The organism is Parabacteroides sp. AM58-2XD, assembly GCF_003463685.1.
GTDB classification, from domain to species: Bacteria; Bacteroidota; Bacteroidia; order Bacteroidales; family Tannerellaceae; genus Parabacteroides; species Parabacteroides segnis.
The window spans coordinates 40,912-64,124 of record NZ_QSDP01000025.1; the positions used below are offsets into that span (position 1 = coordinate 40,912).

Annotated in this window: 15 protein-coding genes and 4 pseudogenes; 12 read left to right on the plus strand and 7 right to left on the minus strand. The window is 46.6% G+C overall.

Features of this window, described 5'->3' with window-relative positions; translation table 11 throughout:
• Nucleotides 1–133: 133 nt before the first annotated feature.
• From DXA15_RS08260 to DXA15_RS26115, 4 genes are all read left to right on the plus strand, one after another.
• Entirely contained in the window at nucleotides 134–1,543 is a 1,410-nt protein-coding gene (locus DXA15_RS08260; RefSeq protein ID WP_128133720.1) for a sulfatase, read from the plus strand.
• Between the two features lie 13 nt (nucleotides 1,544–1,556).
• Nucleotides 1,557–3,140 carry a sulfatase gene (locus DXA15_RS08265; RefSeq protein WP_128133721.1) on the plus strand — a complete coding sequence of 528 codons (1,584 nt, stop codon included), beginning with the start codon at nucleotides 1,557–1,559 and terminating at the stop codon, nucleotides 3,138–3,140.
• Nucleotides 3,141–3,637: 497 nt separating this feature from the next.
• Entirely contained in the window at nucleotides 3,638–5,440 is a 1,803-nt protein-coding gene (locus DXA15_RS08270) for an alpha/beta hydrolase-fold protein (RefSeq protein ID WP_233566991.1), read from the plus strand.
• Entirely contained in the window at nucleotides 5,407–6,138 is a 732-nt protein-coding gene (locus tag DXA15_RS26115) for a hypothetical protein (RefSeq protein WP_233566992.1), read from the plus strand. Before DXA15_RS08270 ends, DXA15_RS26115 begins: the two co-directional genes overlap by 34 nt.
• Nucleotides 6,139–6,483: 345 nt before the next feature.
• Here DXA15_RS26115 and DXA15_RS08275 read toward each other — a convergent pair whose 3' ends face one another.
• Complete coding sequence (locus tag DXA15_RS08275; protein ID WP_233566993.1) at nucleotides 6,484–6,663, minus strand: hypothetical protein; 180 nt, start codon at nucleotides 6,661–6,663, stop codon at nucleotides 6,484–6,486.
• 102 nt (nucleotides 6,664–6,765) lie between these two features.
• Between DXA15_RS08275 and DXA15_RS08280 the strand changes: the two genes are divergently transcribed.
• From DXA15_RS08280 to DXA15_RS08315, 8 genes are all read left to right on the plus strand, one after another.
• Complete coding sequence (locus tag DXA15_RS08280; RefSeq protein WP_128133722.1) at nucleotides 6,766–8,154, plus strand: energy transducer TonB; 1,389 nt, start codon at nucleotides 6,766–6,768, stop codon at nucleotides 8,152–8,154.
• Between the two features lie 19 nt (nucleotides 8,155–8,173).
• Nucleotides 8,174–9,589 (plus strand): energy transducer TonB, encoded by a 1,416-nt coding sequence (locus DXA15_RS08285; protein ID WP_128133723.1) that lies wholly within the window; start codon nucleotides 8,174–8,176, stop codon nucleotides 9,587–9,589.
• A 117-nt stretch (nucleotides 9,590–9,706) separates the two neighbouring features.
• Nucleotides 9,707–11,068 (plus strand): energy transducer TonB, encoded by a 1,362-nt coding sequence (locus DXA15_RS08290; RefSeq protein WP_128133724.1) that lies wholly within the window; start codon nucleotides 9,707–9,709, stop codon nucleotides 11,066–11,068.
• 36 nt (nucleotides 11,069–11,104) lie between these two features.
• A complete protein-coding gene (locus DXA15_RS08295; protein ID WP_128133725.1) occupies nucleotides 11,105–12,124 on the plus strand; it encodes an immunoglobulin-like domain-containing protein in 1,020 nt (339 codons plus the stop codon).
• A 105-nt stretch (nucleotides 12,125–12,229) separates the two neighbouring features.
• On the plus strand, nucleotides 12,230–13,252 hold the full coding sequence (locus tag DXA15_RS08300; RefSeq protein WP_128133726.1) for a sensor histidine kinase: 1,023 nt from the start codon (nucleotides 12,230–12,232) through the stop codon (nucleotides 13,250–13,252).
• A gap of 7 nt (nucleotides 13,253–13,259) precedes the next feature.
• Nucleotides 13,260–14,012, plus strand: a complete 753-nt coding sequence (locus DXA15_RS08305) for a LytTR family DNA-binding domain-containing protein (protein WP_128133727.1) — start codon at nucleotides 13,260–13,262, stop codon at nucleotides 14,010–14,012.
• 112 nt (nucleotides 14,013–14,124) lie between these two features.
• The gene (locus DXA15_RS08310; protein WP_128133732.1) at nucleotides 14,125–15,645 is read left to right on the plus strand and encodes a 4Fe-4S binding protein; all 1,521 of its coding nucleotides are present in this window, start codon (nucleotides 14,125–14,127) and stop codon (nucleotides 15,643–15,645) included.
• 22 nt (nucleotides 15,646–15,667) lie between these two features.
• Entirely contained in the window at nucleotides 15,668–17,044 is a 1,377-nt protein-coding gene (locus DXA15_RS08315; RefSeq protein WP_128133728.1) for an aldo/keto reductase, read from the plus strand.
• Nucleotides 17,045–17,386: 342 nt separating this feature from the next.
• Here DXA15_RS08315 and DXA15_RS08320 read toward each other — a convergent pair whose 3' ends face one another.
• From DXA15_RS08320 to DXA15_RS08345, 6 genes and pseudogenes are all read right to left on the minus strand, one after another.
• Nucleotides 17,387–18,160 (minus strand): prephenate dehydrogenase/arogenate dehydrogenase family protein, encoded by a 774-nt coding sequence (locus DXA15_RS08320; protein ID WP_128133729.1) that lies wholly within the window; start codon nucleotides 18,158–18,160, stop codon nucleotides 17,387–17,389.
• 110 nt (nucleotides 18,161–18,270) lie between these two features.
• A pseudogene (locus DXA15_RS08325) lies at nucleotides 18,271–19,337 on the minus strand (chorismate mutase).
• Between the two features lie 74 nt (nucleotides 19,338–19,411).
• Nucleotides 19,412–20,596: a pyridoxal phosphate-dependent aminotransferase gene (locus tag DXA15_RS08330; protein ID WP_128133730.1), complete on the minus strand. Its 1,185-nt coding sequence runs from the start codon at nucleotides 20,594–20,596 to the stop codon at nucleotides 19,412–19,414.
• A pseudogene (locus DXA15_RS08335) lies at nucleotides 20,571–21,415 on the minus strand (prephenate dehydratase). The gene DXA15_RS08330 and the pseudogene DXA15_RS08335 overlap by 26 nt, the downstream one beginning before the upstream one ends.
• A gap of 263 nt (nucleotides 21,416–21,678) precedes the next feature.
• Nucleotides 21,679–22,604: pseudogene (locus DXA15_RS08340) on the minus strand (hydrogen peroxide-inducible genes activator).
• A 188-nt stretch (nucleotides 22,605–22,792) separates the two neighbouring features.
• Nucleotides 22,793–23,213, minus strand: a pseudogene (locus DXA15_RS08345) (hypothetical protein); the annotation flags it as partial.

A 23,213-nucleotide genomic window follows, 5' to 3' on the forward strand; every position in this document is an offset into this window, starting at 1 on the left:
CCAGGATGCGGGAGTAATTCTGATTTCTTCCGAATGAAATCGTTTTTTCATTCGGAAGAAATTTATTTTATTCGTATCTTTAACGCTCTTATGCGGTAATAATAACAACATTATCTAATAAAAACACGATATCATGAATAGTAAGCTAATGTTTTTGGCTGCGGCCTCCGGACTATCAGTAACGGGACTTGCAGCAAACTACACCAACTTCATTATCATCAACCTCGATGATGCCGGTTATGGGGATTTTTCTTATAATGGCGCATACGGATATAAAACGCCGAATATCGACCGTATGGCGGCAGAGGGAGTCCGTTTCACTCATTTTCTGGCCGGGCAACCTATCAGTGGCGCTTCACGTGCCGGACTGCTGACCGGATGCTATCCGAACCGTATCGGATTTGCCGGTGCTCCGGGACCGGGTTCTGATTATGGCATCAGTCCGGACGAAATGACGATAGGAGAGTTGTTGAAGCAGAAAGGATACAGTACCGCAGTTTTCGGTAAATGGCATTTGGGCGATGCGAAACAGTTCCTGCCTTTGCAGAACGGTTTCGATGAATATTACGGATTGCCTTATTCAAACGATATGTGGCCTTTCCATCCGCAGCAGGGAGAGGTATTCAATTTCCCGGACCTGCCGACCTATGACGGAAATGAGATTATCGGTTATAACACCGACCAGTCACAGTTTACAACGGATTATACCAACCGTACGGTCAATTTCATCAAGAAGAACAAGAATAAACCGTTCTTTATCTATCTGGCACATTCCATGCCGCATGTTCCGCTGGCCGTTTCCGACAAGTTTAAAGGAAAAAGCGAACAGGGACTGTATGGCGATGTCATGATGGAACTGGACTGGAGTGTCGGTGAAGTATTGAAAGCACTCCGCGAACAGGGGTTGGAAGAAAATACACTGATTGTCCTTACGTCTGATAACGGCCCGTGGGCGAACTACGGTAACCATGCCGGTTCGGCCGGCGGATTGCGTGAGGCTAAAGCTACCACTTTCGACGGAGGTAACCGTATCCCTTGCGTGATGTACTGGAAAGGTACTACCCAGCCGGGAACAACCTGTAATAAGTTGGCTTCCAATATCGACCTTCTTCCTACATTGGCAGATATCAGCGGCGCACCGCTGCCCCAGCGTAAGATTGACGGTGTCAGCATCCTGCCTTTGATAAAAGGGGAGAAAGATGCCAACCCGCGCGAATCGTTCGTTTATTATTATCACAAAAATGATTTGGAAGCAGTCACGGACGGTAAGTTCAAGCTGGTCTTCCCGCATAAATATGTCACCTACGGCGCTTATGTGCCGGGTAACGACGGACAGCCGGGAGATTTGACAAACCTGGAATTGAAGAAAGCCGAGATGTATGACCTGCGCCGTGACCCGGGAGAACGTTACGACGTTATTTCCCAATATCCGGAAGAAGCAGCCAAGCTGATGAAGATTGCTGACGATATGCGTAAAGACCTGGGAGATAACCTGACACGTGTGAAGGGAACAGGACGCCGCGAACCGGGAAAACTGAAATAATAATAATATAGAAATGAGAAACGCTAATCTAATTGTAAAAGCAGGTATGTTGGCAACATGCCTGCCTTTTATTGGCTGTAACTCGGCCAATAAATCAGAGAAAAGCCAAGAAGAACGTCCGAATATTCTCTTTATCTTGTCTGACGACCATACAGGTCAGGCATGGGGGATCTACGGAGGTATTCTGGCCGACTATGTGAAGAACGAGAATATCCGCCGCCTGGCCGCCGAAGGCTGCGTGCTGGATAACTGTTTCTGTACGAACTCAATCTCCGCACCGAGCCGTGCCGCCATTATGACCGGGGCATACAGCCACCGCAACGGTGTCTATACGCTGGAGGACGGGCTGGACCCGGCAGTCGATAATATCGCTAAGCAAATGCAGGCCGGCGGTTATCAGACTGCCTTAATTGGTAAATGGCATCTGAAAAGGCAACCGGCCGGCTTCGACCACTTCAATGTGTTCCATGACCAGGGAGAATATGTCAATCCGATCTTCAAGACTGCCGAGAACTGGGTGGACGACGATAAGGGCAAGCAAGGCACCGAGGTAAAAGGTTTCTCTACCGATATCGTTACCGACCAGACCATCGACTGGATACGTAACCGGGATAAGAACAAACCGTTCATGATGTGCTGTCATTTCAAGGCAACGCACGAACCCTGGGATTTTCCCGAACGGATGAAACATCTGTACGATGATGTTGTCTTTCCGGAACCGGAAAGTATGATGGAGTTCGGACCGGAGAAATCGGGTAGGGCCTTCACTGGACAGCAACTAGAGAATATGGGATGGCGTTGGGAGACTGCTTCCAAGGACCCGGATGCCTGGTGGTGCCGCTATCCGGAACTGCCTTTCTCTACGAAAGGTATGGATAAAGTGGCTGCCCGCAAGAAAATCTATCAGAAAATGATTAAAGATTACCTGCGTTGCGGCGCGACCATCGACGACAACATCGGACGTTTGCTCAAGATGCTGGATGAAGAAGGACTGGCTAAGAATACAATTATCGTCTATGTCTCCGACCAGGGGTATTTCCTGGGTGAACACGGCATGTTCGATAAACGTATGATGTATGAAGAACCGTTGCACATGCCTTTCGTGATTCGTTATCCGAAAGAGATTCCGGCGGGAACACGCAACAAGGATATTATCCTGAATGTAGATTTCGCTGCCACACTTGCCGATTACGCGGGTATCAAGGCACCGGAAAAATCACAGGGAGAAAGTTTCCGTCAGAACCTGAAAGGTGAAACACCGGCCGACTGGCGTAAGGAAATGTATTACCGTTACTGGACACACCATTCCATCCGCCCTGCCCACATGGGTATCCGCAACGAACGGTATAAACTGATGTTCCTTTACGGCGACCGTCTGAATGCAACCGGCTCGGAAGAAACTCCGACAACACCGGCCTGGGAATTTCATGACCTGCAAGTCGACCCGAAAGAAGATAAGAATATGTATAATGAACCGCAGTATCAGGATATCATCAAAGAGATGAAACAGGAATTGCTGACACTCCGCCAGGAAGTCGGCGACACCGATGCCGATACTCCCCGGATGAAAGAAATTATGGACCAGTATTATTGGTAATATGCGCTCTTATCTATTGGAGGAGAATAATATTTATGTTTAGACAAAATTGAACTATCTGTTTATTGACTGGTTGTAACTGTCTCCCCTCTTGAGAGGGGGTAGGGGGTGTGTTAAAGCCAGTCAATAAAACAAGCCTTGTAACAGGTTTATTTGCCGTCTGCTTCAGCTGACGGATTAGTAAAGGGTCTATCTCATTGGACTTTAGTCCCATTTCTTACAGTTTTCTATCTAGGAGAAATGTGGCTGAAGCCAAAAGAGAGAAACAACTTGTACACCGTCAGCTGAAGCAGACGGCAAATGAACCTGTAATAGTCAAGTGACTCTGATTATGGTGGTTGTATGGCGGGGATATAACACACCCCCTTCCCCCTCTCAAGAGGGGAGTTAGGTACAACCGGTCAATAATCGGATAGTTCATATCTGATAAAAACTGAGTCAATTAATCCCCTAACAGATTGTTTTTATTATCCAAACAAATTACTAATTCAATACAGATGAAGAAAAGATGTATCATGACTGTTGCCAGCCTGTTCTTAGGATTGAGTCCATTGGTGGCACAACAGACGACAGGTAATATCGTCGAGTATTTCGGAAAAGAAAGGGTTGAACGTGTGGACGAAGGTATCATACTTCATTCCTTCAAACAGGGATATTTTGTTCCGGTGACGGCTCCTTCCGGTTATTTGTTCACGACCTCCGACGGGCTGGGTTGGGAAATCGCGACCGGCAAATTCCGTGCGCCTTCTGCAAATGACCTGACGGCAACAAATTACGGACGGACCCGCGAAGCCGTGCAATGGATTCCTATCGAGGCCGACTCTACCGGAAAGTTCGCCAACCGTGCTTTACGCCGTGCCTATGTCTTTACGGAATATAAAGCGGATAAACCTCAGATTGCCTTGTTCGAATCAAGTGGGAATACCCGTACGTTCATCAATGGCATGCCTCACGAGGGCGACCATTACGACTTTGCCTATACGCTGATTCCTTTCCGGATGCAGAAAGGGATGAATGAGTTTATATTCACTCCCGGCCGTTTCGGCAGGGTAGAAGCCAAGCTGATTATCCCCACCAAGCCGGTGATGCTGACAAAGAGGGATATGACTCTTCCCGACATTATCAACGGGGAAGGAGAGAAATGGGCCGCCATCCGTATCGTCAATGCACAGGAGAAAGCTCTTACCGGACTGAAGATACAATGTACGCTGGAAAACGGAGAGTCTGCGATCTTTACGACGGACGATGTCATGCCTATGATGGTTCGCAAGGTGAAATTCCGTATCCCCGGCGCTACCTCTTCAAAGAAAGGGGAGACGAAGGCGACTGTTATCTTGCAGGATAAATCCGGCAAAGAGATTGACCGCACGGAGATTTCCCTGCAACAGAAAGATGCTTCTTCCATCCACGAACGTACCTTTATCAGCGATGTGGACGGAAGCGTGCAGTATTACAGCGTGAATCCTTCTACTACGCAAGGTGATAACCAGGCATTGTTCCTGTCCGTCCACGGTGCATCCGTGGAGGCCCGCAACCAGGCCCGTGCCTATGCACCGAAAGACTGGGGACATATCATTGCCCCGACCAACCGCCGCCCATTCGGCTTCAACTGGGAAGAGTGGGGACGTATCGACGCGATGGAAGTGCTTGCCGAAGCAGAAAAGGTCTTTAAGACAGATCCCGCCCATACTTATCTTACCGGGCATTCGATGGGAGGCCACGGAACCTGGTTCCTGGGTGTAACCTATCCCGACCGTTTTGCCGCTATCGCTCCTTGCGCCAGCTATCCGGATATTGCCAAATATTCAAGGCCGAATGCGGATGCAGCGAATGTCGGTGAGAAACATTTCCCGATGATTTGCCAGGCGGCCAATGCCGGACGTGTCCTCGATTTGAGAAAGAACTTCCTGCAATCGGGCATTTACATTCTTCACGGCGATTCGGACAATGTCGTTCCTATCGAACAGGTTCGCCGCATGCGTGAAATACTGGGTACTTTCCATCCCGACTTCTGTTATTATGAATATCCGGGCGGTTCCCATTGGTATAGCAATGAAAGCGTTGACTGGAAACCAATCTTCGATTACTTCCGTTGGCACAGTGTACCGTCTGCCGACAAAGTGAAACAGTTGGAGTTCCATACCGCTTCCCCGGCTATCTCTGCCAAAGATTATTGGGTGACTATCAACCAGCAGGATACGGCTTACGATTTTCTTCCGTCTCCTTCAAACAGACGGATAACGGTATTTCGGGCACGACGTCCAATGTGGCAGCGCTTACATTCGATTTTCCGGCTCTGAAACTTCCGGCAGAAGCCAGCATCACTATCGATAACGAAACAATTCCGGCAGACGGAACCCGGCCGGCTGTGCTGAAGAAGGTTTCCGGCAAATGGACATTGGTGGAAGAGATTCCGGTAACGGAGAAATATCCTTCCCGTTACGGCGGCTTCAAGCAAGCATTCGATAATCGTGTTGTATTTGTATATGCTACCGGAGGAAATAAGGAAGAAAATACCTGGTATCAGAACAAGGCCCGCTTTGATGCGGAGACTTTCCTGTACAGGGGCAATGGCTCTATCGACGTGATTGCCGACAAAGATTTCATCCCTTCCGCCTATGCAGACCGGAATGTGGTGCTTTACGGAAATGCCAGTAACAACAAAGCCTGGAACAAGCTCCTGAAGAACGCCCCTATACAAGTCTTGAAGGGAGAAATCCGCATGGGAGACAAAGTGCTTAAAGGCAACGACCTGGGAACTTATTTCGTCTACCCGCGTCCCGACAGCCCTATGGCCAGTGTCGGTGTAGTGGCCGGAACAGGCATCGAAGGCATGAAAGCAACTTATCCGAACGACTATATCTCCGGCATTACCGGCTTTCCCGATTTGCTGATATTCAATGTTGATATGTTGAAAGAAGGTATTCATGGCATCCAGGTATCCGGTTTCTTCGGTAACGACTGGAGTGTGGAAAACGGTTGTTTTATAACGGAATAAAGAGGATGGCGTTTTAGAATATGAGTTAAATAGACGCGGATAACGCGGATAAAAAAAATGGGTGCCCCAACTGTTTTCACTGGCTGCGGCAGCTGTTTCCGGTGGCTACTGCAATCAAATAAAATAGCTGCGGCAGCCAATCTATTCGGGGGCAGATGGGGGCGACAAAAAGAGGTTTTTGAAAACTTTATAATAAGACGTTCCTTGTTCCTTCTACGATCAGTTCGTAGAAGAACAAGGAACACACTATACAGAAGTTTCCCAAAAAGCCTTTTTGTCGCCCCCATCCGCCCCCGATTCTTAAAACAGGAGTGTAGAATCAAGAAGGGTTACTTCGTTATTGATCTATCTGTCAGGATGTTCACCTCCCTTTTGTAGATTATATCCAAATCCCTTATGGCGGGCTTCTACCTGGTCGTTCGTCAGTCCAATGACGGCAAAAAGAGGCTTTCCATGTCTCTTTTGTGACTCAAAAACGGCGACTTTTAACACTTTTTCCAGTTGATTTATGCTCGTTGTGGTCACGGAATAGCGTGTTTGTTCCACTATTTGGACATGATTTTGCCGGAGATAAGCATTATCCTTTCTTTAATTCCGTATATTTGGAAACAAATTAAAAAGAGCGGTATGGAGAATTACTATCTTTCACTAGTATGTCTCAGTTGCTTGTGGCTTGTTTCTTCCTGCAATGTCTCCACTTCCCGCAAGCAGATGGATTTAATGCCGAAAGACAGTGTCGGTCAGATAACGGGCCGGGATGAAGTACCGATGCAGTTATTGGAAAAGCTGGCGGAACTTTATGGGGATGAACTTCCGGGATTTACCGGCTTTTCAGTCACCAATAAGAACTGTCCTGATTTTATTTGTGGTGTATATGTGAACGATTCCAATAGGCTGGTGGTCCAGGTTAAAGGCGATTCAGCTATGGTACGCAAACGATTGGAAGATGTGTTGGATTCGAAAGACTTTCTTATTGAAACCGATGCCATATATACCCAGAAGGAACTGATAGCACTCAAAGAACAACTGCTCGATAGACAAATAACACTGGGCGATTTACCTCTTTTCAGGAATGTATCTTATACTAAAATAAGAACGCATGATATTGAAATATGCTTGATTGTCAATACTCCGGAGGAGCAAAAAAAGTTTCGTGAGCAGGTCATGGACTCTCCGGCTTTCTGTTTTACCGGGCCGGAAATTCCCGATGGAAATACTGTGATGGGAGTGAGTGATACGATGGGGATTGTTCTTTGTCCGGAGTATCCCGTCTATTCAACGGCAACAAAAGATATCCGGTTTATCTTGTATAATAGTAGCAGGCATATGGTTCATTGCGACGGATATTATTTTATTACCAGTGAGGATGAAGAAGGCATATGGCATCAATTATCCGGGAATCATTATGCTTTTTTAGATGTTGCTAACGGGGTAGGGAGTGGTGAATATACAGAGTTTTCAGCCGGTCTCAACCTGGATATGCATAAGAATCATGCGGGACGTTACCGTTTTTTCTTTCATATATTTCCCGGAGATGTGGGATTTGCAACAAAAATACTGATGATGGCTGAATTTCGCCTTTCGGAGGATAAGGAGGAACTAAATCAAATAACTAAAAATCCTATGCCCGAAAGTTTCCTGGGTGGTTTGTCTGAACAGGAATTTCGCAAACAGGAAAAACATATGCTGGAAACAACCGTGTTCACAGTCGTTGAACAGATGCCCGAGTTTTCAGAAGGGGGACAAAAAGCCCTGTTAGCTTTTATAGCAGATAACATTCCGGAAAATATACCCGGGGAGGGACGCGCAACAGTTTCATTTACTGTAGAGAAGGATGGCTCGTTGAGCGATATCCGGGTTATCCGTTCTTCTTCGTATAAAGAACTCGATGACGAAGCAATCCGCATCATCCGGAAAATGCCGAAATGGATACCTGGTAAATACCGCGGAAAGGCTGTCAGAGTGAAATACACCATTCCGGTCACTTTCCGTAAGAAGCAGGCGAGTAATGGATAATCAATAAATCAGATGAGGTATGGAAAATCGACTTCTTTTATCAGTATGTATCGGTGGTCTGTTGTTTGCTTTCTCCTGCAACATCTCCACCTCTCGTAAATTGGCGGACACGATGCCGAAAGACAGTATTTGTGAGACTCCGGCTCACAATATGTCAGACCGGGAAGTCTCTGCCCAGGAAGTTCCGATGCGGCTATTGGATAAGCTGAGTGAACTCTATGGCGATAACCCTCCCGGTGTTATCGGTTTTTCGGTCGAGAGCAAGAATTGCCCCGACTTTATCGGCGGTGTCTATATTAATGATCGGGATACGTTGGTTATCCAAATCAGAGGTGACTCTGCCACTGGCCGTAAACAACTGGAAGAGATATTGGGGTCGAAGGAGTTCGTAGTCGAACCAGGTTTGACCTATACTCAAAAAGAACTTTTAGCAATTAACGAAAAACTGACTGAACGATGGCGGCAACTCGAAAGAACTTCTGTGATGCGTAATGTGAAAAGTACCGGGGTTGGAACACATGCTATCGAGGTATGTTTGATTGTCAATACTCCTGAGAAGCAGAAAGAATTTCGTGAGAAAGTGATGGATTCCCCGGCTTTCCGTTTTACCGGTCCTGAGGTGCCCCCTGTAAATACTACAGTAGGAGTGAACGATATAAAAGGCGTTGCTCTTCGTCCTGAATACACTGTTTATTCAACGGAAACCAAGCAGGTAAAATTTATCTTATACAATCATAGCGGAGGTCCTGTTTGTTGTGGTGCACATTATTATATCACCTATGAAGACGATAAAGATGTCTGGCGCAAACTGCCTATCAATGATTTTGCAGTCGATATCCTTTATGGGGTAGAAAATGGAGGCAGTTGGGAGTTTTCTGCTTCCCTTTATCCCGATGTGTATCCGAACCATACCGGACGTTATCGCTTTTTCTATGAGGTTACCGTCGGTGATATGCACGTTGGTGACAAACTTTTGATGATGGCAGATTTTCGCCTGTCGGATAGCAAACAGGAACTGGCACAGGCTACCAAAACTCCTGTTCCCGAAACGGTTCTGGGCGGTTTATCTGAACAGGAATATCGCGAAAAGGAGGAATATTTATTCGCAACGCGGGTATTCGATGTCGTAGAACAAATGCCCGAATTTCCGGATGGCGGTCATTCCGGTCTTTTAAAATTCATTAAGGATAATATCTCGAAGAACATAACAAAAGAAGGACGTGTGGCTGTTTCGTTTGTCGTGGAAAGAAACGGTTCGTTAAGTGATATTCAGGTCATTCGTTCTTCTTCGTATAAAGAACTCGATGACGAAGCAATCCGTATCGTCCGGAAAATGCCGAAATGGATACCCGGCCAGCAACGCGGTAAACCGGTAAAAGTAAAATTTACCGTTCCGGTAGATTTTCATAAAGAAGAAAATAACCGACAAGAATGAGATGGAAGGCAGGGGATTTTCTGTATCTTTTAAAAAATAAGTGAAGAGTACGCTTTCTCTCATCTTTTTATTCTGTATATTTGGAAACCGTATAATATCTAATTGGAGGGCTTGTTTATGCGAATTATAGGATTTCTATTCGTGTACCTGTTTTCGTTGGCCGATTTGGGTGCACAGGTAAAAGACCGGTATCTTGAACTCACTCATGATACTCTTTCTGTCGAAATGGTTGGTACTAACTTCCTGCGTACGACATTTTCTTCTGCTCCGCAGGCTTTCTTTATGAATAAGGATTGCATGGATGATTGTAAAGCCTGGGAAATAGAACGGTTGGACGATATCTATCGGTTCAAAGCGATTGAGGGCCATCATCTTTTTCATTATTCTACAGACAGATTCTCTGCTAAAACGATGGAAGCACCGGCTGACCGGGAGTTGTACGACCTGCTTTCGAATCTGTTCCGTCGTGCCCTTCTGCTGGCAGAAGATGTAGACGGGTATAGTCTCGGACTGGATGGGTATACCTGTTATTTCGCTTCGACGGATACCTGTGGAAAAGTGAGCGTCGCTTTGAAATGGGCACCTGAGGCCGGTTCTTTGTGCCGCGAATTGACCGACCTGGGGGATTCCGTTTACAGCCGGATTGTCAGGAATGAGACTGATTGGGCTTTGACGAAGCAGGTTGCTGCCACCCTTTTGGAGAAGTTGGAAAAAGAACCTGTCGATACAGTCCGTAATCCGGTTTATCGTGGCATCTGGCAGCTGGGATTACAACAGAAGAATCCGGTGGAGTTAAGTGAGGAGCCTCAATTTCCCGGTTTTGCAGATCTTGAAAAGTATTTTTATGATAAGATGGAGTATCCTGTAGATATGTTAAAAGCAAATAGGGGAGGTTACGCCGTTTGCCAGTTTACGATAGACACAATGGGAATGGCAAAAGATGCTTTCACGCTGGACAGTAGTGAGCCGGCCTGTGAAAAAGAGGTAAAGCGTCTGATAAATACAATGTCGCATTGGCTTCCGGCCTATGATAAAGCCGGCAAACGGGTGGAATGTATGTACGCTGTTTATGTCTCGTTCCGTCCGCAACATCATTATACCCGGCAGAAAATTCGCGAAGCATGGGATAAACGGATGGAGGAAAATCAAATATTTGTCGATTATGAATCGATGCCGGAGTTTCCCGGCGGTAGTGCTGCCTGTTTAGAGTTTATCAGGAAACATCTACAATATCCTTCTTCGTATATCGGTTCGAATAAGAATGTGAGGGTTACTTGTACATTTACTATAAATACGTATGGAGAGTTGGAGGATATTGAAGTTGTTCGTGGTAGCAATATTCCTGCATTTGATGAAGAGGCTTTGCGGGTACTTCGGCTTATGCCACGTTGGAAACCGGCTGTCGGTTACTATCAGCAACCTCGTTTTATGAAATGTCGATATACTGTTCCTGTTATATTTACAGACCCGGGGAAATAAGAATCGTTAGTCAAAAGCATTAAATTAAAAAGCGGTATGGAAAATTATTATCTTTCACTGGTATGTATCGGTTGCGTGTGGCTTGTTGCTTCCTGCAATGTTTCCACTTCCCGCAAACAGACGGATTTAGTGCCGAAAGACAGTGTCGGTCAGCTGTCAGGCAGGGAGATGCCTGTTCAGGAAGTTCCGATGCTGTTATTGAATAAGCTGGGAGAACTCTATGGCGATAATCTTCCCGGAGTTGTAGGCTTTTCGGTCGAAAGCAAGAATTGCCCCGACTTTATAGGCGGTATCTATATTAACGACCGGGATACGTTGGTTATCCAAATCAAAGGCGATTCTGCTACTGTTCGTCAGCGACTGGAGAAAGAACTGCAATCGAAAGAGTTTATTGTCGAACCGTGCAAAACATATACACAAAAGGATTTGTTTGCTATTAACGATAAACTGGTTGAACGGTGGAGAGCCTTGGAAAATACGTCTGTAATGAGAAACGTAACCGGAGCTGGAGTCGGTACGCACGATATCGAAATCCATTTAATCGTTAATACGCCGGAGAAGCGGAGGGAATTTCGCGAACAAGTCATGGATTCTCCCGCTTTCCGTTTCACTGGAGTTGAAACGCCAGTTGAAAACATAACGGTCGGGGTGAATGATACATTAGGCGTTGCCATCCGTCCGGAATATACAGTTTATTCGACAGAAAGCGACAGCGTGAAGTTTATCTTATATAATCGTAGCGGTAAAATTATTCATTGCGGCGAACGTCATTTTATTACTTATGAGGATGTCGGAGGCGTCTGGCGTGAATTGCCGATTAATGGAAATTTTGTAGACATAGGCTATTGGGTAGCGGATGATGATTACAGGGAGTTTACTGCTTTTCTTTATCCGAAAATACACTCGAATCCTCCGGGGCGATACCGTTTCTTTTATGAGGTTACTGTTGGCGACCATCGGGAAGGGGCCCGATTGAAGATGATGGCTGAATTTCGTTTGTCCGATAATAAAAAAGAGTTGGAGCAGGCAACTAAAACGCCTCTTCCGGTATTCTGACAGTGATTTTCTTTTCGTCTTCACGCTGCTTTTTTTCGTTTTCCTACCTGGGGATTGTGAAGTGCCGATTATTTTGTTTTTCTTTGTTACAGGAAATAAGATGCTATGGATTCGTTTGATACCTATATTGCCCGGAGACTTCCGCTGGTCAGCTTGATTAGTACGGTTTTTATCATATACCCAAACATCGCCTGTATCCCCTGGGAGTTGAAATATATGGAAGGGACTGGCGTTACCGGTCTTCTTTCCTTCTTTGTGTATCGCTTCCTTTTCTTCTGGGGATTAATCAGTTTGCTGATACGCTATAATCTGAAGAAGATGCCGGCTACCCTGTTCAAGCAACGGCTGATGCGTAACTTCCTGTTTTCTTTTATCGCTTATCTGGTTTATGCCTCCATATCATACGGGGTTTCTTCTTTGGGCATTCATACGGATGCTTTAGGCAGTATTCTGATATTCCAGTTCTTCGTGACATGCTTTCTCTGTACGTTTATCGGATATATTTCCATGTTGTATTCCCGGCAGCGGGAGAAGGAGTCGGAGATAGAGCGTTTGCGTTTTGAAAATCTGCAAAGCCGCTGCGATGCACTGGCCAACCAGATTAATCCGCATTTCTTTTTTAATTCGCTGAACGGCATCTCTTCATTGATTCGTAAAAAGGATGACGAAAAGACGCTGATGTATGTCCATCAGTTATCCGATATCTTCCGCTATATCCTTCAGAGTGACCGGAAAGGGCTGGTTTCATTGCGGGAAGAGTTGGAGTTTATGCTGTCTTTCCAGTATGTCATGGAAGTACGTTTTGCGAATAAACTGACCTTTTCAGTCCGGGTGGAAGAAGAACGGAAAGATTTGTTGATGCTGCCCGTTCTGTCTTTACTACCTTTGGTGGATAACGTGGTTGTCCATAACAGGATAGACAGCGAACATAAAATGGAAATCTCAATCGTACTGAACGAACAGGACGAACTGGTCGTATCGAACCCGGTCTATCCGAAGCTGTCCGCTCCCGATACCAACGGAACAGGACTTGCGAACCTGGAGAGCCGTTTTACTTTGTTAATGAATAAGCAGATACGGATAGAATTGACAGAAGAAACTTTCCGCGTCTGTCTCCCTTTAAAATGATACTTGTATGAACGTGTTGATTGTAGAAGACGAAACAGCAGCTTACGAAAACCTGGTGGATATATTGATGGAGGTTGCCCCGGATATACAGATTGCCGGGAATACCGAAAGTGTCACCCAGACTGTCCACTGGCTTCAGTCGAACCCGGCTCCGGAGTTGATATTTATGGATATACACCTGTCCGACGGTTCGGCCTTCAATATCTTTGATAAAATAGAATTGGAGACGCCTATCGTTTTCACGACGGCCTACGACCGTTATGCGATAGAAGCCTTTAAAGTGAATAGCATCGACTATCTGCTGAAACCGATTAAAGTCGAAGATATCAGGCATGCTTTGGATAAATACGGCAAACTGAACCGGCAGGACATTCTCCAATACCTGTCACAGCTAACCCGGCTGGCCCCTGCCCCTAAATACAAGGATAAACTGCTGGTCCCTTATAAGGATAAGCTCTTGCCGGTCAACCTGAAGGATGTTTCCTGCTTTTACACATCCGGCAAAAACACCTTCATCTATCTGAAAGACGGAGCCAGTTACCCGTATTCCCGGACATTGGAACAGATAATGCCGTCCCTTAATCCGGCTGATTTTACCCGGGCGAACAAACAGTTCATCATAAACAGGGACAGTATATCCAACATCACTATCTGGTTCGACAGCCGTCTGCTGGTGACGCTCGATGTGGAGGTTCCCGAACGTATCTATGTCAGCAAGAATAAAGCATCCGAGTTTAAAGCGTGGCTGGTAAACGATTGACCGGCATTTCGCGATTATTCCCTTTTTTTTCGTTTTGACGAAACGGCTGTATCTTTTACATTAAAAATCCGGCATATTTGTACCGGATTATTAATCAATAATAGGATACATGATGTTACGAAAAATCAGACTGATAGCGGCTACCTTATGTTTCGTGCTTATCACTCTACTGTTCCTCGACTTTACAGGAACGTTGCACGGATGGTTCGGGTGGCTGGCTAAAATCCAGTTCTTACCCGCCGTGTTAGCATTGAATGTGGGGGTTGTGTTATTTTTAGTCTTTCTGACGCTGGCTTTCGGACGTGTTTACTGCTCGGTGATTTGTCCGTTGGGCGTTTTTCAGGATGTTATTGCGCGGATTGGCAGGAGAGGGAAGAAGTTGCCTTATTCTTATTCGCCGGCGTTGTCCTGGTTGCGTTACGGAGTATTGTTCGTTTTTGTGCTGGCGTTGGTTGCGGGGGTAGGCTCTCTGGTTGCTTTGCTGGCTCCTTACAGTGCGTATGGGCGTATCGCTAATAATTTGTTTCAGCCGCTTTGGATGTGGGGGAATAATTTATTTGCTTATCTGGCGGCACGGGTGGAGAGTTATGCTTTTTATGAGGTGGATGTATGGATGAAGAGTCTGCCGACGTTTTTGGTGGCTTTGGCTACGCTGGTGGTTCTTGTCATATTGGTCTGGCGTAACGGGCGTACTTACTGCAATACGATTTGTCCGGTTGGCACGGTGTTGGGGTTTATTTCCCGTTATTCTTTGTATCGTGTCACGATAGATACGGATAAATGTAACAGTTGCGGCCTTTGTGCCCGCCAGTGTAAAGCTGCCTGCATCGACAGCAAGGAACATAAAATCGACGGCAGCCGTTGCGTAGCCTGTATGAATTGCCTGGACGCCTGTCGTAAGAATGCGCTAACCTACGCACCGGTATGGAAAACGAAGAAACAGGCAACCGGCACGGAGAAACCTGAACCGGAAGATAAAACGAACCTTTCCCGTCGGCGGGCCTTGTCGGCAACAGCCCTGGTTGTGATGGGCAGTGCCCTGAAAGCCCAGGAGAAAAAGGGGGAAGAGGTTATCATGAAGAGAGACGGGGGACTGGCACCTATCAAAGAACGGAAAGAACAGGAAAAACTGACGGCGATTGTGCCTCCCGGAGCATTGAGCATACGGAATATGAGGCAGCATTGCACGGCCTGCCAGCTTTGTATCTCTGTTTGCCCGAATCATGTCCTGCGTCTTTCCGGCGATTTGATGACATTGATGCAGCCGGAGATGTCTTATGAGCGGGGCTATTGCCGTCCCGAATGTACAAAGTGTTCCGAAGTCTGTCCGGCAGGAGCCATCAAGCCGATAACGAAAGCTGATAAATCATCTGTCCAGATAGGGCATGCCGTATGGGTGAAAGCGAATTGTATCCCGCTGACCGACAGTGTTGAATGCGGTAACTGTTCCCGGCATTGTCCGACGAATGCGATAGAAATGGTTGTATCTGATGCGGATAATCCGAAATCCCTGAAGATACCGGTCATTAATACCGAACGTTGCATCGGTTGCGGTGCCTGTGAACATCTCTGCCCGTCGCGCCCGTTTACGGCCATCTATGTGGAAGGGCATGAAAGACATCGAGTTATTTAATCCGTTTTTAAAGAATAGACCTATGAAGAATCAACATATCAATCGCCGCGATTTTCTGAATATCGTAGGCATCACGGCGGCAACTACTACGGCGGCACTCTATGGCTGTGCCCCGAAAGACCAGGGAGGTTCCGGAAGCAAATCCTCTTCGCCTGTCCCGACCGACCAGATGGCTTACCGCACATTCCCCGGACTGGGGGATAAAGTGTCCCTGCTGGGTTACGGTTGTATGCGCTGGCCGACTATCCCTTCACCCGACGGGAAAGGCGACTTGATTGACCAGGATGCCGTCAACGAACTGGTGGATTATGCCATCGCCCATGGGGTGAACTATTTCGATACGTCGCCCGTTTATGTGCAGGGCTGGTCGGAAAAGGCTACGGGAATTGCCCTTAGCCGGCATCCCCGGGACTCGTATTATCTGGCTACCAAATTGTCGAATTTCTCGAACTATACGCGTGAAAACTCGATGGCGATGTACCGCCGTTCATTCAGCGAGTTGCAAACCGATTATCTGGATTATTATCTGCTCCACTCCATCGGTGGTGGCCAGGGAATGAAGACATTCAACGACCGCTATGTCGATAACGGAATGTTGGATTTCCTTATGAAAGAGCGGGAAGCGGGGCGTATCCGCCATCTGGGTTGGTCGTTTCACGGAACGTCGGACGTTTTCGATGAGGTGCTGGCTATGCACGATACCGTTCATTGGGATTTCGTGCAGATACAGTTGAACTATGTCGACTGGCGGCATGCGACAGGTAGGAATGTGAATGCCGAATATCTTTATCAGGAGTTGGAAAAGCGGAATGTACCGGCTATAATCATGGAGCCGTTGTTGGGCGGCCGTTTGTCGAATGTGCCCCAGCATATCGTTACCCGGTTGAAACAACGCCGCCCCGAAGATAGCGTTGCCTCATGGGCTTTCCGTTTTGCCGGTTCGCCCGAACTGGTGCTGACGGCTTTGAGCGGTATGACGTATATGGAGCATTTGCAGGATAATATCCGCACGTATTCCCCGCTTATTCCGCTGACAGATGAGGACAAGGATTTTCTGGAAGAGACTGCGCAACTGATGATTAAATATCCGACAATCCCCTGCAATGATTGCAAATATTGTATGCCGTGCCCGTATGCGATAGATATTCCGGCCGTGCTTCTTCATTATAACAAATGTGTGAATGAAGGAAATGTTCCGAAAAGCCGAACGGATGAAAACTACCGCGAAGCCCGTCGTGCCTTTCTGGTCGGCTACGACCGCAGCGTCCCGAAACTGCGCCAGGCAGACCATTGTGTCGGTTGCGACCAGTGCAACGAGCATTGCCCGCAAGCCATCGACATACCAAAAGAGTTACGCCGCATCGACCAGTTTGTGGAACAGTTGAAACAGGGTATGTGAACTCGCTTCGCTCAAACAGCACAGCCTTCGGGCGCTCACTCCGGCTGCTTCGCTTTACGCTCACCAGCTGAGGCCTTTCATAGGAAGCGGGGCTTCCTTTGGGGATGGCCGATACCGTCTGTTAAATAGGTGTCGGTATCGGCCATCCTAAGAGAACGCTTTGCGTTCTTGTCAAGGCCTCAGCGGGTGAACGTCCGCGAAGGGGAAAGATGGAGCGGTAGGAGCATCTGCTGTTTGAGCGAAGCGAGTTCAGATGCGACAGCGGAATCTTTCACCGAAGCAGTGAAGCCGGTGCAGCCTTGATCTTTTGTCTACTTTTCCATCAAGGGAAAAGTAGGTTCATTATTCTATATTCTTACGAATCTTAGTCAGATACCCCTTCATCGCTTCGGAGTCTTTGTCTTTGATGATATCTTGCAGGATATTCAATTCCTCCTGTATCCGTGAAATCTGTTTCGGAGTGCGCGGATTGAAGAGAATTTCTGTCAATAGATAATCATCTTCAGACAGCAAGCCGCGTGCAATTTTCATGTGACGTTTGAAGGTCGTACCCGGAGCATCCTGATGCTTCATGATGGCTGCAAAAACCATTGTTGAGGCGAACGGAATACCTAAAGAGTAGGCAACAACCTTGTCATGTTCCTCAAATGTATATTCGCGGATATTCAGGCGCAGGCTTGAATAGATATCCTTGAAGAAAATCTTACCCAGGTGGTCACCTTCGGAAATGATAATCGTGTTTTCTTTTTCCAGATTCCCCAGGTTGGCGAAAGTCGGACCGAACATCGGGTGGGTCGATACATACGGAAAGCCACAGGTATCATAAAATTCTTTCAGATAAGTCTTTACCGATGCGATATCCGAAATAATACAATACGGTTGCAAGTAGGGAAGAACAGCCTTGAAAGCATCTATCGTGTGATTCAGCGTCACGCAGTTGATAACCAGTTCGGGAGCGAATTCCGCTACCTCTTCCGGCTTCTGCATCCGGATTGCATTGTAAATAAAGCGCATGCGTTTCGGATCATTTTCCAGAACAGCCACTTCGTGGTCGAAACTCAGCAGGTCGGTGAAGAAAGAACCCATCTTTCCGGCACCTAATATTAATATCTTCATTATAAATAATTGTTTAATGTGCTAATATGCCAATGTGCCAATAAGTCTATAACTTAAAGGAATATTGTTTTTTTATTGGCACATTGGCAAATTGACACATTGGCATATTATTACTCATTCATGATGATCATCTGTTGACGGACAGACTCTTCATGTATCTCTTTCAATATTTCCTTTACAAAGTCCGTGTTTAGGTCCATCGTCTGTCCCATATCCGAACGTTTTTCCAGGATTTCGCTGTAACGCGGTGACTGGAGAATGGGCATGTTATGTTCTTTTTTATACACACCGATTTCGCGGGAGATACGCATACGTTTAGCCAGCAGTTCAAGCAGTTGTTCGTCGATACCGTCGATCTGGCGGCGCAGTTCTGCCAGGTTTTCTGTTGTCTGTGTCTCGTTACGGATAACCAGCAGGTTGACAACATAATCCAGTACATCCGGAGTGATCTGCTGGGAAGCGTCGCTCCATGCGCAATCCGGACACGGATGCGATTCGATCATCAGGCCATCGAAGCTCAGGTCCATTGCCTGCTGAGACAGCGGAGCGATCAGTTCGCGCTTGCCACCGATATGGCTGGGGTCGCAGAAGATCGGCAGGTTCGGCATACGGCGGCGAAGTTCGATAGGTATATGCCACAACGGCAGGTTACGGTACATTTTCTTATCGTATGAACTGAATCCGCGGTGGATAGCACCCAGACGGCGAAGTCCTGCACCATACAGGCGTTCGAAAGCACCAATCCATAATTCCAGGTCCGGGTTGACCGGGTTCTTGATCAGAACAGGTATATCTACACCTTTCAAAGCATCTGCGATTTCCTGTACGGCGAACGGGTTAACGGTGGTACGTGCACCGATCCACAGGATATCTATTCCGGCTTTCAACGCTTCGAATACATGGTCTTTTGTGGCTACTTCGGTAGCTACATACATACCTGTTTCTTTCTTTACACGTTTCAACACTGCAAGCCTTCGGCTCCGATACCTTCGAATCCTCCCGGTTTAGTACGGGGTTTCCAGATTCCGGCACGGAATATTTTAACGCCTTTTGATGCCAGCTGATGGGCTGCGCCCATTACTTGTTCTTCTGTTTCGGCACTGCACGGGCCCGAGATGATGATGGGGCGCTGTGGGTCTACACCGGGTAATAAGATTGATTCTAATTCCATTTCCATGATAAATAATGTGTTAATTTGCCAATTTGCCAATTTGCCAATCAGAGTATCTCCATTGGCATATAGGCACATTCTCACATTGGCATATTGTTAATTCTGTTTAATGCTTCCTGTAATGCTTCGTTCTTGCAGCAAAGTGAGATACGGATGTAACGTTCGCCACAGCTTCCGAAGATAAATCCGGGGGTAATGAAAACGTTGGCTTCATACAATACCTTGTTTGCCAGAGCTTCGCTACCTTCTGCTTCTGCCGGGATTTTTCCCCAGAGGAACATGCCGACCTGGTTTTCATCGTAGGTACAACCAATGGCGTGCATGATTTGTCCGGCCAGATCACGGCGGCTACGATAGGTACGGTTCATATTGTCATACCATTCTTTCGGCGCTTTCAATGCTTCTACAGCTGCATGCTGCATCGGTTTGAACTGGCCGGAGTCGATGTTGCTCTTCACTTTCAATATCCATTGAACGAACTGAGCGTTCGAGGCCAGCATCGCCATACGCCATCCCGGCATATTGTGCGCCTTACTCATCGAATTCATTTCGATACAGATATCTTTGGCTCCCGGAACACTCAGGATACTTAATGGCTGATCGTTCAGGATGAAACTGTAAGGATTGTCGTTACAGATAATGATACCGTGTTTACGTCCGAAAGCAACCAGATTTTCAAAAAGCTCCCTGCTGGCGTTTGCTCCGGTAGGCATGTTCGGATAGTTGACCCACATCAGCTTTACGCCGGAAAGGTCCATCTTTTCCAATGCCTCGAAATCCGGCTGCCATCCTAATTGTTCTTTTAGTTCATAAGGAATTAGATTTGCCTGTACCAGCTTGCTGACAGAGCTATAAGTCGGATAACCGGGATTGGGAACCAATACGCCGTCGCCCGGATTCAGGAATGCCAGTGAGATATGCAGGATACCTTCTTTGGAACCGATCAACGGTTGTATCTCTGTTTTCGGATCCAGTTCAACTCCATACCATGTCTGATACCAGTCGGCGAAACCTTTACGCAGTTCGGGGATACCCACATACGGTTGGTAACCATGCTCATTCGCATTATGTGCATGTTCGCACAATGTCTCGATGGTCTGTTCCGAAGGAGGCAGATCAGGGCTACCTACGCCCAAGCTGATCACATTCTTTCCTGCGGCATTCATTTCGGCTACCTCTTTCAGTTTCTTTGAGAAGTAGTATTCCTGTACGCTGCCTACACGGTCAGCGGGTGTGATGTTACACACTTTGTTTTCCTTCTGCATATTCGCCTAAAATTTTTAAGTCCTTTGTTAATGGAGTGATGGCATCCAATGCCTGTCTGTATCTTGTATAATCAGTAAATGTCAGGTCGATATAGAACAAATACTCCCATTCGCGGCCGATGATCGGTAACGATTGTATTTTAGAAAGATTCATGTCGTAAAAAGAAAGAATGGAGAGGACTTTGGAAAGACTGCCGGAGGTGTGGGGAAGAGCGAAAACTAACGAAGATTTGTTGATGTCTGATTTTTCAAGAAGATCTTCAGCCGTCCAGCGGTCTGCTATGGCAAGGAAGCGGGTGAAGTTTCGTTTATTGGTCTCTATCCCTTCGGCCAGTATTTCCATCTTGTAGATTTGGGCGGCCAGTTTCCCGCAAATAGCAGCGTGTCCTTCCAGGTTATTCTCGGCAATCCATCGGGCACTCATCGCCGTATCTTCTTTCTCAACCACTTTGGCATTCGGCAAGGTATCGAGGAAGTCGGTACACTGCATAAGCGCAATAGGGTGGGAGTTGACTTCCGTGACATCGTGTATCGATGTTCCCGGCAGTGCAACAAGCGAGTGCGAAATGCGCAGTTGTATTCACCGATCACTCTCAGTCCGCTTTCGCGAATCAGTTCATGATTTTGCAGCAAGCTCCCTGCAATAGTATTCTCGATGGCCATCAGTCCCAACAAAGACGGGTCTTTCTTAATGGCTGAAATAACATCTCTGAATGTATTGCATCCAACAATTTCAATATCTTCACCTTCATAGAAGCTACGGGCTGCAATGTCGTGATACGAACCGGCTATTCCCTGAATTGCTACTTTCTTTTTCATCTTTCTAATTTATTGTCACAAAAAAAGTCCCACCGAAACCGGCAGGACTTTATATTGTTTATTGATACATATTTTCTATCATCAACGCTTTACATACAAATTCCTGCCTTCACTCTGCTAAAGTAAAAGTAATAAAAGAAATATGTAAAGCTAAATCGATTCATTTGTCTCGTTTGTTTTTAAATACGCAGCAAAAGTAACGCTTTTTTGGAAACTACAAGCAAAAAGTAATAATTTTTTTCGCTAAGCGATAAAAATAATGTTCAGACGACTTTTAATCCGGCTTGCAGCGTCAACATCTCTTTGGGTACAGACTTCTTAATACTCTCGATCAACATACCGGCAATGGTATGGCGGATAAAGTCTTTCCGTGTGATCCAGACGATTTCGCGTGCCGGCTTGGGAATGGCAAAGGGGCGTACCAGTTTTTTCTGATCTTCGCTGAGTTGCAGGGTTGCCAGCTCCGGAATGAAAGTGACGCCATTGCCGCTTTCTACCATGCGCATAAATGTTTCCAGGCTTCCCAGACGGTAAGCGGCCTGACGCAGTTTTACCTTTTCCATCTGGCAGAAACGCATCAACTGGTCGCGGAAACAGTGACCTTCATCCAGCAACCAGAGATGTTCGTCGCTTATATCAGCCGTACGGATCATATCTTTCTTGAATACCGGATCGTTTTTAGCCACATATCCGAAGAACTGCTCATAATATAATGTATCGCCTTGTAGCTGGTTTTCTGTGGGCTGGTTGGCGATGATGGCTGCATCTATCTCACCATTCAGGATCGCAGCCATAGTGGGAGCCGTTTTCATTTCGAGGATACGGATGTCCAGTTCCGGATGTTTTTCAGACAACTGCTGGAAAAAACGAGGTAGCAGGTAAGGAGCGATCGTCGGAAGTACTGCCAGCCGGAACGTCCCTTTCAACGATTGTTCTTCTTCATTGACAATATCTTTAATGAGGGAAGCCTGATAAAGAACGGTACGAGCCTGGTCGATCACCTTACGTCCGGCGGGGTAGGGCAGACCGGCTGCATATTCCGGTCGAATAATTTAATGCCAAGTTCGTCTTCCAGTTTTTGTATCATCATACTGAGCGTAGGTTGTGTTACTCTGCAATGTTCTGCTGCTTTTGCGAAGTGGCGGTATGTATCTACTGCCAGGATGTACTCGAGTTGTTGTATATTCATAATGCTTTTAGTTTTTATCTATGGGCTTTCGTGAACATTGTTCGGTTTGTATAGATAAATGCAAAGGTAGAAAATATATGGTAGCTTTTCTAATCTTCTTTTGCATAATAATGAGATAAACGAAAAGGCCGGAAATCATCTTCCGGCCTTCATCGCTTTTAATAGATTAAAGATCAATCGGTGATCTTTTAATTCAATTTAAACCTAACCCCTAATTTTACCCCGAAAGACATAACCTTCACTTTATCTGTTACGTTTGAATTCATCATGCCATTATAAGGAATACCTTTTCCTACCGTCATGTTCCCGTCCGGATGATAAGATGCAGGAGTAGATAACAACCCCTGGTCTTTCTTTTTCTTCATGTTGGTGAAACCGTAGTCGATGTAGCCGCCCAACAACAGGTCGGTGTCTTCGCCCAGGGTGAACAGGAAACCGAGTTCGGCAGTTCCGGCTACGCCCAGTTTCAGTTTGTTCTTTCCGCTCCAGTCCAGCTCGCGGCCGGGATCGTTGATCGTGCCGAAGCCGTGGTGAGGAACAGGCGCCTCCGACGGAGAACCCACGTCGGAAGGGATATGGGGGTAGTAACCCGAAACATTCAGTTCGCTG

What these genes read in the sequence shown, in the direction of transcription:
- DXA15_RS08260 (WP_128133720.1), top strand. Translation starts at nt 134, where the DNA reads ATGAATAGTAAGCTAATGTTTTTGGCTGCGGCCTCCGGACTATCAGTA.
- DXA15_RS08265 (WP_128133721.1), top strand. Translation starts at nt 1,557, where the DNA reads ATGAGAAACGCTAATCTAATTGTAAAAGCAGGTATGTTGGCAACATGC.
- DXA15_RS08270 (WP_233566991.1), top strand. Translation starts at nt 3,638, where the DNA reads ATGAAGAAAAGATGTATCATGACTGTTGCCAGCCTGTTCTTAGGATTG.
- DXA15_RS08280 (WP_128133722.1), top strand. Translation starts at nt 6,766, where the DNA reads ATGGAGAATTACTATCTTTCACTAGTATGTCTCAGTTGCTTGTGGCTT.
- DXA15_RS08285 (WP_128133723.1), top strand. Translation starts at nt 8,174, where the DNA reads ATGGAAAATCGACTTCTTTTATCAGTATGTATCGGTGGTCTGTTGTTT.
- DXA15_RS08290 (WP_128133724.1), top strand. Translation starts at nt 9,707, where the DNA reads ATGCGAATTATAGGATTTCTATTCGTGTACCTGTTTTCGTTGGCCGAT.
- DXA15_RS08295 (WP_128133725.1), top strand. Translation starts at nt 11,105, where the DNA reads ATGGAAAATTATTATCTTTCACTGGTATGTATCGGTTGCGTGTGGCTT.
- DXA15_RS08300 (WP_128133726.1), top strand. Translation starts at nt 12,230, where the DNA reads ATGGATTCGTTTGATACCTATATTGCCCGGAGACTTCCGCTGGTCAGC.
- DXA15_RS08305 (WP_128133727.1), top strand. Translation starts at nt 13,260, where the DNA reads ATGAACGTGTTGATTGTAGAAGACGAAACAGCAGCTTACGAAAACCTG.
- DXA15_RS08310 (WP_128133732.1), top strand. Translation starts at nt 14,125, where the DNA reads ATGTTACGAAAAATCAGACTGATAGCGGCTACCTTATGTTTCGTGCTT.
- DXA15_RS08315 (WP_128133728.1), top strand. Translation starts at nt 15,668, where the DNA reads ATGAAGAATCAACATATCAATCGCCGCGATTTTCTGAATATCGTAGGC.
- DXA15_RS08320 (WP_128133729.1), bottom strand. Translation starts at nt 18,160, where the DNA reads ATGAAGATATTAATATTAGGTGCCGGAAAGATGGGTTCTTTCTTCACC.
- DXA15_RS08330 (WP_128133730.1), bottom strand. Translation starts at nt 20,596, where the DNA reads ATGCAGAAGGAAAACAAAGTGTGTAACATCACACCCGCTGACCGTGTA.